General features: G+C 60.8%; 9 protein-coding genes. All 9 read left to right on the forward strand.

The features are described from left to right. Window positions 1-27 precede the first annotated feature (27 nt). A complete protein-coding gene (locus A39O_RS0101855) occupies window positions 28-1,473 on the forward strand; it encodes a circularly permuted type 2 ATP-grasp protein (RefSeq protein ID WP_020503019.1) in 1,446 nt (481 codons plus the stop codon). Between the two features lie 39 nt (window positions 1,474-1,512). Next, window positions 1,513-2,463, forward strand: coding sequence for an alpha-E domain-containing protein (locus A39O_RS0101860; RefSeq protein ID WP_020503020.1), 951 nt, complete (start codon window positions 1,513-1,515; stop codon window positions 2,461-2,463). Window positions 2,464-2,727: 264 nt separating this feature from the next. Further along, window positions 2,728-5,433 (forward strand): N-6 DNA methylase, encoded by a 2,706-nt coding sequence (locus A39O_RS0101865; protein ID WP_020503021.1) that lies wholly within the window; start codon window positions 2,728-2,730, stop codon window positions 5,431-5,433. After that, window positions 5,430-6,659, forward strand: a complete 1,230-nt coding sequence (locus A39O_RS31540; protein ID WP_083924427.1) for a restriction endonuclease subunit S — start codon at window positions 5,430-5,432, stop codon at window positions 6,657-6,659. Before A39O_RS0101865 ends, A39O_RS31540 begins: the two co-directional genes overlap by 4 nt. A 646-nt stretch (window positions 6,660-7,305) precedes the next feature. Then, window positions 7,306-7,947: a type II toxin-antitoxin system toxin DNA ADP-ribosyl transferase DarT gene (gene darT / locus A39O_RS37485; protein WP_083924429.1), complete on the forward strand. Its 642-nt coding sequence runs from the start codon at window positions 7,306-7,308 to the stop codon at window positions 7,945-7,947. Next, window positions 7,947-9,041 carry a type II toxin-antitoxin system antitoxin DNA ADP-ribosyl glycohydrolase DarG gene (gene darG / locus A39O_RS31545; RefSeq protein ID WP_020503024.1) on the forward strand — a complete coding sequence of 365 codons (1,095 nt, stop codon included), beginning with the start codon at window positions 7,947-7,949 and terminating at the stop codon, window positions 9,039-9,041. The genes darT and darG overlap by 1 nt, the downstream gene beginning before the upstream one ends. 12 nt (window positions 9,042-9,053) lie before the next feature. Continuing rightward, complete coding sequence (locus tag A39O_RS0101890; RefSeq protein ID WP_020503025.1) at window positions 9,054-12,281, forward strand: type I restriction endonuclease subunit R; 3,228 nt, start codon at window positions 9,054-9,056, stop codon at window positions 12,279-12,281. A 1-nt stretch (window position 12,282) separates the two neighbouring features. After that, the gene (locus A39O_RS0101895) at window positions 12,283-12,963 is read left to right on the forward strand and encodes a M48 family metallopeptidase (RefSeq protein WP_020503026.1); all 681 of its coding nucleotides are present in this window, start codon (window positions 12,283-12,285) and stop codon (window positions 12,961-12,963) included. A gap of 175 nt (window positions 12,964-13,138) precedes the next feature. After that, the gene (gene ybaK, locus A39O_RS0101900) at window positions 13,139-13,624 is read left to right on the forward strand and encodes a Cys-tRNA(Pro) deacylase (protein ID WP_020503027.1); all 486 of its coding nucleotides are present in this window, start codon (window positions 13,139-13,141) and stop codon (window positions 13,622-13,624) included. Window positions 13,625-13,800: the final 176 nt, after the last annotated feature.

The following is a 13,800-nucleotide window of genomic DNA, read 5'->3' on the forward strand; positions in this document are numbered from 1 at the left end:
AGACATCCAGGCCCGTGAGTGTCCGCCATGAGTATCGATTGGAACCTCTATCCCTGTCAGGACCTCTACGACGAGCTGGTGGCCGCCCCCGGCCAGGGCCGTAACGCCTTCGCCGGACTGCTCGATGACCTGAAAGCCCTGGGTCCGGATGAACTGGTGGCGCGCCAGGAGGCGGCGGAAGTCGCCATCAAAGAGATGGGCATCACCTTCACCGTGTACTCGGAGGAGGGCGGCACCATCGATCGTGCCTGGCCCTTCGACATCATCCCGCGCATCATCCCCAAGTCCGAGTGGGACCGGGTGGAGGCCGGGCTCAAGCAGCGCGTGCAGGCGCTCAACCTGTTCATCGACGACCTCTATCACGACCAGCGCATCATCAAGGACGGCGTCTTTCCGGCCGCGGTGCTGGCCAAATCGGTCAACTTCCGGCCCCAGTGCGTGGGGGTGAACCCGCCGCTCGGGATCTGGGCGCACATCTGCGGCTCGGATCTGGTGCGGGACGCGGACGGGACCATCTACGTTCTGGAAGACAACCTGCGCGTCCCCTCCGGCGTCTCCTACATGCTCGAGAACCGCCTGGTGACCAAGCGGGTCTTCCCGGAGCTGTTCGAGCACTATGCCCCGCTGCCGGTGGACGATTACCCGTCCCAACTGTTCGACACCCTGGCCGCGCTCTCGCCGCGCCCGGCCGACTACCCCCAGGTGGCCGTGCTGACGCCGGGCATCTACAACTCGGCCTATTTCGAGCACTCCTATCTGGCCCAGCAGATGGGCTGCGAACTGGTGGAGGGGCGCGATCTTTTCGTCGACACCGACGACTGCGTCTACATGCGCACGGTGGACGGCCCCAAGCAGGTGGACGTGATCTACCGTCGGATCGATGATCTGTTCCTCGACCCGGAGGCCTTCGACCCGACTTCCACCCTGGGGGTGCCGGGCCTGATGCGGGCCTGGACCGCCGGCACCGTGGCACTGGCCAACGCCCCCGGTGCCGGGGTGGCGGACGATAAGGTGGTCTATGCCTTCGTCCCCGAGATCATCAAGTATTATTTGGACGCGGACGCCATCCTGCCCAATGTGCCGACCTACCGCTGCATGGAGCCCGAGGCGCTGGCCTACACCCTCGCCAACATGGAGCGGATGGTGGTGAAGCCCGCCAACGAGTCGGGCGGTTACGGCATGCTGGTCGGGCCGGCCTCCACCGCGGCGGACCGCGCGCAGTTCGCGCGGCTGATCCAGGCCGACCCGCGCAACTATATCGCCCAGCCGGCGCTCAAGCTTTCCACCGTACCGACCATCATCGGCCGCGGGCTCGAGCCCCGGCATGTCGATTTGCGCCCCTTCATCCTGTCGGCCGACCGCCAGCAGGTGACCATGGGCGGGTTGACCCGTGTCGCCCTGCGCAAAGGCTCGCTGGTGGTCAACTCATCCCAGGGCGGGGGCAGCAAAGACACTTGGATCGTGCCCGATTGATCCGCATCCTCAACGACCAGACTGAAGGGGGCCGCCGCGATGCTGTCGCGCGTTGCTGAAAATATCTACTGGCTGGCCCGCTACGTCGAGCGGGCCGAGAACACCGCCCGCATCGTCAGCGTCAATGCCAACCTGCTGTTGGACCTGCCGCGCGGGATCGCCCCGGGCTGGCAGCCGCTGGTCTACATCACCGGGGCCAACGCCTGGTTCGAGGAACACTACCCGGACTACGGCGAACCCAACGTCGTGCATTTCCTGATCGGCGACGAGCGCCACTCCGGCTCCATCCTCTACGCCGTCGCCGCGGCGCGCGAGAACTGCCGGACGATTCGCGACTTCGTGCCGCGCGAGGCCTGGGAGCTGCTCAACGAGCTCTATCTCTACGCCCGCGACGAGCTGGAGCGGGGCACCACCAAGGGCGGACGTCACGGCTATCTCAAACACATCATCCAAAGCACCCAGGGCATCAACGGCCTGCTCTCCGGCACCATGCTGCATGATCAGGGTTACGAGTTCCTGCACCTGGGGCGTTTCATGGAGCGGGCCGATATGACCACCCGCATCATCGACGTGCGCTCCGCCAACCTGCTGCCGCACTCGACCACCGACCTGCAGCCCTTCGAGACCATCCAGTGGGTCAGCGTGCTCAAGTCCATGACCGCGTATCAGGCCTACCGGCGCAGCGAGCAGGTGCGGGTCCAGCGCGAACGGGTGCTGCGTTTTCTGTTCCAGCACAAGGCGTTCCCGCGCGCTGTCTGGCACTGTATCGAGTCGACCCGCCAGAGCCTGGAAAAGCTGCCGCGCAAAGATGCCGCGCTGCGGGTGGCCGGCCGGGTCAAGCGCAACCTGGAAGCGGCGGAGCCCTGGCTGCTCGATCAGCAGCAACTCCATGCCTATGTGGACGAGCTGCAGCTCTCGATCGGCGAACTCCACACCGAGATCGCCAAGACCTGGTTCCCGCCGCCGCTGGTGCTTGAGGCCGCGGCCTGAGGTCGGCCGGCCCCGGCGGGCTTGCGGGACACCTGGCGCAGCCGAATCCCAGTCGATCCTGTTATAGCCATCGGACGTGATAACCGGACGTAGGGGCGGGTTTCAAACCCGCCCCAACACCCGGGGTCTGTCTGGATATCAGGTGAGAAGGCTATAACGCGCGGTCGCGCCGCTCGACGCCTTGGGGGAAGATAATGTCTCGCGCGCCGGACCCCCAGGCCGGCCAACCCGATCGTCGAGACCCCAGGACAGGCACAGCCCCGGATGCAGCAGGAAAAAATCACACTCTCCCAACTGGAGTCCTTTCTCTTCAAGGCCGCCGATATTCTGCGCGGCAAGATGGATGCCTCGGAGTACAAAGAATTCATCTTCGGCATGTTGTTCCTGAAACGCCTGTCCGACGAGTTCGACCTCAAACGCGCACAGTTGCGCAAGCGGTTCGCCCACTTGGACGACGACCTGGCCGAAGACCTGCTGGAAGACCGGACCGCCTACGGCGAGACCTTCTTCGTCCCGCCGCGCGCCCGCTGGAATGCGTCCTGGATTGATGAGCAGGGACGGGAGGTCCCGCCGCTCAAGCATCTCAAGCACGACATCGGTGCCATGCTCAACAAGGCGTTGTGGGCCATTGAGGAGTCCAACGACGTGCTGGCCGGTGTGCTCAAGGGCAACATCGACTTCAACGCCACCCGCGGCAAGACCAAGATCCCGGACCAGAAGTGGAAGGATTTGCTCGACCACTTCAACGACCCGCGTTTCATCCTGGTCAACGACCGTTTCGAGTTCCCGGACCTGCTCGGTGCCGCCTATGAATATCTGATCAAGTTTTTCGCCGACAGTGCCGGCAAGAAGGGCGGCGAGTTCTACACCCCGGCCGAGGTGGTGCGCCTGCTGGTGCAGCTCGTCAAGCCCCAGGCCGGCCAGGAGATCTATGACCCCACGGTGGGCTCCGGCGGCTTTCTGATCCAGGCTCACCAATATGTCGAGGAGCAGGGCCAGAACAAGGACGATCTACACCTCTTCGGCCAGGACTCCAACGGCACCGTCTGGTCCATCTGCAACATCAATCTCATCCTGCACAACATCACCCGCTTCACTGTGGAGAACGGCGACACCCTGGAGCACCCTATGATCCTCTGGCGTGGACGCGTGCGCACCTTCGACCGGGTGCTGGCCAATCCGCCCTTCTCCCAGAACTACAGCCGCGCCGGTCTGGTCCATGACGAGCGCTTCTGGGAATTCTGTCCGGAGTCCGGCAAGAAGGCGGACCTGATGTTCGTCCAGCACATGATCGCCAGCCTCAAGCCCAATGGGCGCATGGCCACCATCATGCCCCACGGTGTGCTGTTTCGCGGCGGCAAGGAGCGACTGATCCGCGAACACCTGATCGAGAAAGACCTGATCGAGGCCATCGTGAGCCTGCCCCCGGCACTTTTCTACGGCACCGGCATCCCCGCCTGTGTGCTGGTGGTGCGCAAGGACAAACCAGACAGCGTGCGCGGCAAGGTCCTGTTCATCAACGCCGACCGCGAGTACGCCGAGGGCAAGAACCAGAACCGGCTGCGGCCTGAGGACATCGAAAAGATCGACCACTGCTTCACTCACGGCCGCGAGCTGCCCAAATACAGCCGCCTGGTGGACCAGGCCGAGATCCGCGACCGGCACGACTACAATCTCAACATCCGCCGCTATGTCGACAATACCCCGGAGCCCGAGCCCGAAGACCTGCGTGCCCATCTCCTGGGCGGCGTGCCGGCGGCCGAGGTCCAGATCCATCGTGCCGACTTCGCGCAATTCCGCATCGACCCGCTCACCGGCAACAGCCCGCTGTTCCGCTCGCTTGCCGATGAAGGCCGGCCGGGCTATCTCGCCTTCTGTGCCGAGATCGGCGCCAAGCCCGCCATCAAGTCCCGACTGGAGTCCGACCCCAACCTGCTCGCAACCCTCGCCGATCACGATCAGGCGCTCGCCGACTGGTGGGCAGAGGCGCGCGACGACTTCGCCAAACTGGAGTTCACCCGCACCTCCGGCGGCAAGAAGCTGCCGGAGGTCCGCGCCGAGCTGCTTGGGAGCCTCAAGGCGCGGCTGATCCCGCTCGCCGTACTCGATGAATTCCAGTCGGCCGGTGTCTTCGTCAACTGGTGGCAGACCATCCGCTACGACCTGAAAACCATCGGTACCATCGGCTGGTTCCATGGCCTGATCCCGGACGCCTACCTGATCGCCGCCTTTTTCCAGTCGGAGGCCGACGCCATCGAAGCCTTGGAGGCCAAGGTCGCAGAGGACCAGGGTGCGCTGGCCGAGGCCGTGGAGACCGCCCAGGAGGTCTCCAGCTACGAGCCGACGGAGGACGAGAAGGTCAATGCGACCCTCATCAAGAAGGCGCTCAAGGACTTGATCGACGACCTCACGGGCAGCGCCGGGACCGGAGCCGTGAAAGAGCGCAAACGGCTCATCGACGCACGCGATGCCATCACGGCCGTGGAGACCCGGATCAAGGCGAATAAGGAGCGGCTGCGTGAACTGCAATTCGAGTTGGATCTGAAGCTCACACTCAAACGCATCGGCGCCGAGGACGAGCAGGCCGAATCAAAGGATCTGATCCGCGGCATCGATGGCCAGATTGCCGAACTGAATGCGAAGGACCCAGACGACAAGAAGCGGGTCGCCGCGCTCAAAAGGGACAAAGCAGCCTTGCAGCGACGCATCGAGCGCGCCGATGCATTGATGGCCGAGATCGGCGGTCAACTGACGCCGCAGGAGGCTAAGGACCTAATCCTCAAGAAGCTCTATGATCTGGTGGCCAATGAGCAGACGCGCTATCTCAATGCCGCGCGGCGGGGGCTGATCGCGGTGTGTGAGAATCTGTGGGACAAGTATGCGGTGTCGAGTCGGGAGTTGGAGGCTGAGCGGGCTGAGACCTTGTCGGAGTTGGATGGGTTGCTGGGTGGGTTGGGGTATCTTCAATGACTATTAGAGAGGGTTGGACAGAGAAGCCGCTGCGGGAAATTCTGCTTTCCCGAAACGTTAAGTCAAAGCAGATTCAATCATCACAGTATCAAAATGTCGGAACGTTCCCAGTTGTTGATCAGAGTTCAAATTTCATTTGTGGTTATCATGATGACGACCGCCTCGTAATTTTTGAAGGCTTGCCGTTTACAGTCTTTGGAGACCATACGAGACATACAAAATATGTGACTTTTCCGTTCATCGCTGGAGCAGATGGAACTCAGGTTCTAAAGCCAGCTAGAAATATTGATGAGAAATTTTTCTTTTATCTTGTCTCGCGCGCGGCTGAGAAAATCGGCAGTTTTGGTTATGACAGACACTTTAAGCACCTGAAGGAATTCATCGCACAATATCCAATTGCGCGGCAAGAACAAATCCAGATTGCCAAGACCCTATCGGTCATCGATAAGGCGATCGAGCAGACTGAGGCCATTATCGCCAAGCAGCAGCGCATTAAGACCGGCCTGATGCAGGACCTGCTCACCCGCGGCATCGACGAGCACGGCAACATCCGCTCTGAGGAAAGCAACGCCTTCAAAGAGTCCGCGCTCGGGCTTATACCGACAGAATGGGAGATCGCTCGACTCGGGGCGGTCGCCACGCGTATTACAAGCGGATCGCGCGGCTGGGCAAGATATTACGCAAATGAGGGCTCCGTTTTCCTTCGAATCGGGAATCTGACGCGCGAACACATCGACCTGAGGCTCGATGATACTATTTACGTCTGTCCGCCGGCCTCGGCAGAAGGCAGCCGAACGTCAGTGGAGGAGGGCGATCTTCTTATCTCCATCACCGCGGACCTCGGCATTGTCGGTGTAATTCCGTTCGGGTTTGGCGAGGCGTACATCAACCAGCATATCGCGTTGATACGGCTAAACAAGGACGAAATTGATCCGCGATATGTCGGATATGCCTTCGCCGGGAATGCGGGCCAAGAGCAATTCAAGAAACTCAACGAATCCGGCGCTAAGGCCGGCCTCAATTTGCCAACTGTTGAGAAGCTGATCTTCTGCAAGCCAGGACGCGAAGAGCAGTCCCGGATCGCCGCAGTATTAGACAAACATACCGAAACCGTACGCCAGCAGCATTTTCACCTCACGAAACTGCGGAGGCAAAAGGCCGCCCTCATGCAAGACCTCCTAACCGGCAAAGTCCGCGTCACGCCGCTGCTGGAGGCCGGAGCCTGACTCATGTCGGCGGTCCCCTGTATCGATCCCCTCGAGGTCCTCGGCCGTCTGTATTGGGCCGAGGGAGACGACCTCGCGCTTGCTCCCACGCCGGAGCGTGGGAGCCAGATCGATCTCTCACAGAGACACGGAGACACAAAGGTTTTCTCTTTCTTCTCCGTGCCTTTGTGTCTCCGTGAGAGAATCTTCTCTTCTCGTTCCCACGCTCCAGCGTGGGAATGCCGTCTGGCCGCTCCAGCGGCCCGAGACGTAAAGCGACGCCGGAGCGTCGGGACTTGCTCCCACGCTGGAGCTTGGGAGCCAGATCGCAGATGATACCGCCAACCCAGCGCGTTTCTTCTCGTTCCCACGCTCCAGCGTGGGAATGCCGTCCGGCCGCTCCAGCGGCCCGAGGTGCGACGCGACGCCGGAGCGTCGGGACTTGCTCTCACGCTGGAGCGTGGGAGCCAGATCGAACGGGGACTCCGAACATATCAGGTGGGACTCCGTACATATCGATGCCGACTCCGCACATATCGGGGGAGGGCTCCGTACCTATGGACGCGGACTCCGTACATATTCCTCTCGTTCCCATGCGGAAGCAGGGGAACGCCGTCCGGCCGCGGAAGCCTCCCGCGGCGCGAACCGAGCTTGTGGGCTTAAGTGCATGTCACTGAATCTGAATCCAGAGAAGGCACTGATATTCCGGATCATCCACGCGCAAAATGTGCCGTGGGTCATGGATCATGGCCTGCATTGCCGAAACTCCGCAATCCAGGATTCGAGCTTCCTCACGATCGGAAACCCGGACCTGATTGATAAACGGCACGGGCGCATAGTCCCCGTGCCGCCGGGCGGGACCTTGAGCGACTATGTACCATTTTACTTTACCCCGTCCTCACCCATGTTGTACAACGTGACGACGGGGTATGGTGGAATCACTCGATGCCCGAACGAAGACATCGTGATTCTAGTGTCCAGTCTCCCGCAACTGACGCAATTGCGCCAATGCTTCTTATTCACTGATCGACATGCCTATCCGCAGGCTGCTCAATATTACTGCGATCCGGCGGATTTGAAGAACATCGATTGGGCTATCCTTCAGCGTCGCGATTTCAAGCGCGACCCGGATGATCCGGGGAAATTTGAACGTTACCAGGCGGAGGCACTCGTTCATCGTCAGGTGCCTTTCGCCGCACTGCTGGGCATTGCCTGCTATACTGATAGTGTGAGGCTCGCGCTGGAGCAACAAGCCCTGGCGCGCAGCCTCCATATAAAAGTTCTTTGCAGACCTGATTGGTATTTCTGATGATCCATTACACTCAAGGCAATCTGCTCGACGCCGATGTCGAGGCGATCGTCAACACGGTCAATACCGTGGGCGTTATGGGTAAAGGCATTGCGCTCATGTTCAAAGAGCGGTTTCCGCAGAACTTTGCCGCCTACGCGGCTGTCTGTAAGGACAAGAAATTGGTGCCCGGCGGGATCTTTGTTACCGAACGCAGCGATCTGCTGGGGCCTCGCTGGGTGATCAATTTCGCCACCAAGGAGCATTGGCGTTACCCCAGCAAGATGGAATGGATCGATACGGGTCTCGCAGATCTGCGTCGCTTCATTCAGGAACATGGGGTGAAATCCATCGCCGTGCCCCCACTGGGTGCCGGCAACGGCAAACTCGACTGGTCCAAGGTGAAGCCGCGTATCGAGGCGGCGCTGTGCGACTTGAAAGATGTTGAGGTCATCGTCTATGAGCCAACCAGCCAATACCAAAACGTAGCCAAACGCAGCGGCGTACAGAAACTCACGCCGGCCCGCGCCTTGATCGCCGAATTGGTGCGGCGCTATTGGATACTGGGGATCGAATGCTCGCTGCTGGAGATACAGAAGCTGGCGTGGTTCCTGGAGCGTAATATCGAGATCTACGCGCTCGACGATCCGCTGGACCTTCGTTTTGAAGCCAACAAATACGGTCCCTATGCCCACCGACTACATCATTTGATTAACGGTCTGGACGGAAGCTACCTGCACTGCCATAAGCGCTTGGCCGACGCCGGCCCCCTGGATGTCATCTGGTTCGAGGACACCAAGAAGGACTCTATCAAGGTCTATCTCGATGGTCTTGAGGCCAAACCCTACCGCGGCGCCTTCCAAGAGACCACCACGGTGATCGACGGCTATGAAACTCCCTTGGGTCTGGAGTTGCTGGCGACAACGGATTGGCTAATCTTTCGGGAAGGCTGCCCGGCGACTGTCGAGGGCATACTGGACGGATTGAAACACTGGCCGGGCGGCGGCCCTGAAGCTGGCCCACGCAAGCTGAAGTTGTTCGACGAACGTCTCATCCGGCTGGCCCTGGATCGGCTGTCCCAGTGGGACCAAGGCAAGTTCCAAACACTGTGCTAAACGGAAGCGATCATGGCCTACCAGGACAACACCCCCGCCCAGATCAGGCTCGACGAGCGCAACCACGTCGAGAAGCCGCTGCTCGATCAACTCGCCGGCCTTGGCTGGGAGATCATCGATCTGAATAGCCATCAGACCCCGGCGCAGAGCCACCGCGACTCATTCGCGCAGGTGGTGCTGGAGCCGGTGCTGCGGGAACAACTGGTTCGGATCAATCCCTGGCTGGAACCGGATCAGGTGGACGAGGTGGTGAAACAGATCACCGGCTTTTCCGGCAAGGGCCTGCTGGAGAACAACCGGCACGTCCATGATCTGCTGCTGGGCAACACCACCGTCAGCGAGAACCGTCAGACCGGGGAAAAGAGCCCGACGGTGCGCTTCATCGACTTCGATGGCCCGGACCCCAAGGCGAACAACCGCTTCATCGCGGTCTGCCAATTCAAGGTGCGCATCCTCGGCACCGAATACCATATCATCCCCGACATCGTGCTGTTCATCAACGGTCTGCCGGTGGTGGTGATCGAGTGCAAGTCGCCCAAGGTCAAGGAGCCGATTCCGGAGGCGATCGAGCAGTTGCTCCGCTATAGTGAGCAGCGCGGCAACCAGGGCGAGGGCAGTGCGCCGCTCTTCTATTTCAATCAATTTACGGTGGTCACCTGTCGCGACCAGGCCAAGTTCGGCACCATCACCACCCACAGTGTGAAACACTTCTACCGCTGGGCGGACCCCTATCCGCGCACCCTGGATGAGCTGGCCCATGGTGCCGGTTCGCCCAATGATCAGCAGCGTCTGGTCGCCGGCATGTTGGACCACCGCAACCTGTTGGACCTGATCCGGACCTTTACCCTGTTCGCCACGACCGCCGACGGCAAAACGATCAAGATCGTCGGCCGCTATCAGCAGTTCCGGGCGGTGAAGTTGGCGGTCAAGCGGCTCTTGGCCGGCCTGACACCGCGTCAGCGCAGCGGGGTGATCTGGCACACCCAAGGCTCGGGCAAGTCGCTGACCATGATGTTCATGGTGCGTGAGATGCACCGGCATCCCGCCCTGCTGCAGTGGAAAATCGTCTTCGTCACCGACCGCACCCAGTTGGAAGAACAGCTCACCGCGACCAGTCAGGGCCTTGGCTTCACCGTCAAAGTAGCGGACAGCATCAGCCGGCTGAAGGAACTTTTGCGCACCGACTCGTCGGACCTGGTGATGGCCATGATCCACAAGTTCCGGGATGAGGAGTTGCAGGAGACCTTCCCTGAACTGAATGCGAGCCCGCACATCCTGGTGATGACCGACGAGGCCCACCGCTCCCAGTACAGCCTGCTCGGTGCCAATCTGGACCGCGCCATCCCCAATGCCGCACGCATCGGCTACACCGGCACCCCAATCGATAAGACGACCCGCGTGTTCGGTGATTACATCGACAAATACAGTATGCGCCAGGCCATCGAGGATGGCGTGACGCTGGAAATTGTTTACGAGGGGCGATCCGGGAACGCGGAGGTGGCTGACCAGCAGGCCATGGATGCGGCGTTCGCGGACCTGTTCAGCGATTACAACATCGCCCAACGGCTCCAGGTCCTGGGCTATGGTTCCAAGCTGGCCTATCTTGAGGCGGAGCCGATCATCGCCGCCAAGGCGGCCGACATGGTTGATCATTATCTTACCCAGGTCTTCCCCAACGGCTATAAGGCCCAAGTGGTGGCAAGCTCCCGCGAGGCGGCTGTACGCTATCGAAGCTGCCTTTGCACGGCGCTGGCCGCGGCCATCGCGCGGTTGGAGCAGTCGAACCCGACCAGTCTGGACTTGGAGCGGCTGCGGCGGATGCGTGTCGGTGTGGTGATCTCCGGCGGGCAGCTCAACGACAAGAAGCCGCACCTGGAGTTGTACGCGAACCCGTCCGAACATAAACGGTTGATCGCAAGCTTCAAGCTGCCGTTCGATGCCGTGGCCGACGGCCCGCCCGACAGCAAGGGCGAGCGGATGCGAGGCGATGTGGGCATCCTGGTAGTCAACAACATGCTATTGACCGGGTTCGATGCACCGATCGAGCAGGTCCTGTATCTGGATCAGGTGATCCGCGCGCAGAACCTGTTGCAGGCCATCGCCCGGGTGAACCGGGTCGCGGGGGGCTCCAAGAGCAAGGGCTTCGTGGTGGACTATGTCGGTATCGGCCACCACTTGCAGACGGCCATCGACAACTATGATGCGCGGGAACGCCAAGAGGTGCTGGAGAACCTGAGCTTCCCGAAGGACGAACTGCGTCAGTTGGACGCCGCCGATCGTGCCGTCATGGCATTCTTAGATAAGTACGGGCTGACCGACCTGACGGATTACGATGCATTCAGTGACCTCTTTTATGACGAGGACTGCCGTTTCGAGTATCTGCTGCACTTCCGGGAACTGACCCGCTGCCTGAACCTGGTTTTTCCGGCGCGCCAGGCGCTTCACTATATGAAGCGCTATCAAGCGCTCGCGGAGATCAACGCGCTGGCCGCCAAACATCTGCGCGATGAACGCCTGAGTATGCGCGGCATTCCACAGAAGCTCCGTGCGCTCACCGATGCGCACCTCAAGGCACAGGGGATCGATCAGAAGGTTGCACCGATTTCGATCCTTGATGAGGGTTTCGAGGCGGAGGTCGGCAAGCACAAACGCACCAAGACCAAGGCGGCCGAGGTGGAGCACGCCATCCGTCACCATATCGAGGTCGAGCTGAACGATGACCCCGAGCTGCAGGCCTCGTTTGCCGCGGTGCTTGCGGCCATCTTTACCGAATTCAGCGACAATTGGGAGAAGATCTACGAGGCATTGGAGAAACTGCGTCAGCGCGTGCGCGCGGCGGAACGTGAAGAGACCTATGGCCTCAACAAGAAGAAACAGATGCCGTTCTTCCGCATGTTTCGCGGTGAACTGTTTGGCGCGCCGGGGCCTGCGGATGTCCCGGCCGCGGTGCGCGAGGAACACGGCGAATGGTCGACGGGTTCAACACTGAACGACGATCAGATTGCCGGCCTGGTGGACCTCACGCAGCAGGTTTTCAACACGGTCGAGCGTGAACTGAAACTGACCGGATTTTGGGAGAGCATACCCGCCCGTAATAAGCTACGCGCCGAGCTGCTCATGCTCTTTCTCTCACCGCGTTTCAAGGGTCTTACCGGTATCGTCACCAAGCGGGACGCGCTCATCAGTCGGGCATTGGAGATTGCAGAGCGCAACAACGACGCGATTCTCTACGCGGCTTGAGATGGAACTGATCTATCGCACCGTCTTCACAAAGCGCAAGACGCTCGGTATTACCGTCGAGCGGGATTGTTCCGTGGTCGTGCATGCGCCGGAAGGGACTGATCCGGAACTGATCCGGCGCACGATCGAGGCAAAGAAGCAATGGCTCTATGCCAAGACCCGCCATCCGCAAAAGGACCGGGAGCCACCCCATCCGCCCGGCAAGGAGCTGGTCTCAGGCGAGTCCATCCTTTATCTCGGGCGTCACTACCTGATCGAGATCGTCGACCGGGAGGGTTTCGCCATCGAATTTCGTAACCGCTTCATCATCCCGCGGGCGCGCGCCGAAAGCCGCGGCGAAGTCTTTCGGGAGTGGCTGAAAGCACGCGCCCGCGAGCGCATCCTCCCGCGGGTGCGCACGCAGGCGCAGACCTTGGGGGTCACCTATGAGGAGGCGAAGATCACCGACGGACATTGCCGCTGGGGATCATGTACCCCGGACGGCAATCTCAACTTCAACTGGCGGCTGATCAAGGCGCCGCTCTTCGCGATCGATTACGTCATCGCCCATGAACTGGCCCACCTGATCGAGCCCAACCATTCTCCGCGATTCTGGAATATCGTGCGGACCGCGGTAGCCCAGATGGACAAGGCGAAGGAATGGCTGAAGGAAAACGGGCAACTGCTGGAACAGGATCTATGATCGCAGACGCCATGACACAAGCACTCCGGACCTCATGACCTCCAAGCGCGATAGGGTACGCTGTTGGCGCGAGGCCATTTGAGTAATAACGTTGCTACAGGTTAGGCGATTTGACAGACGCCGTCACCGGCAAGATCGACGTACGCGGATTAGCCCAGTAGGCGGCGGAGCCCCGATGAAAACAAATACCGGCCCCGAAACCCCAGCAACCAAATTCCTGCGCAAGCACCAGGTGGCCTATTCCAGCCATCTCTACGCTTACGAAGAGCACGGCGGCACCAAGGTTTCGGCGCGCGCACTCGATGTCGACGAGCATCAGGTGGTGAAAACGCTGGTCATGGAGGACGAGTCGGAAAAGCCGTTGATCGTGCTGATGCACGGCGATTGCAAGGTGTCGACCAAGGAACTGGCGCGGCAGATCGGCTGCAAGAAGGTGGAGCCGTGCAAGCCGGAGGTGGCGAACCGCCATACCGGCTTCCTGGTGGGCGGAACCAGCCCCTTCGGAACGAAAAAAGCCATGCCGATCTATATTGAAAGGACCATCCTGGATTTGCCGCTGATCTATATCAACGGCGGTCGTCGCGGCTATCTGGTGGGCATCGATCCGCAGGACCTTCAGCGCTTGCTCTCTCCGATCGTCGTCCAGGCCGTGCTGAAATGATGCTGCGGCGATGACCAGGGCACCGGTCGTTAGCTTTCCGTTCCGGCTCCCACGCTCCAGCGTCAATGCCATTAAGTGAAGCGCCGACGGCGCGGCTTCTCGTTCCCACGTCATCTCGTTCCCACGCTCCAGCGTGGGAATGCCGTCCGGCCGCTCCAGCGGCCCGAGGCGCCAAC

Source organism: Lamprocystis purpurea DSM 4197 (genome assembly GCF_000379525.1).
Lineage (GTDB): Bacteria > Pseudomonadota > Gammaproteobacteria > Chromatiales > Chromatiaceae > Thiodictyon > Thiodictyon purpureum.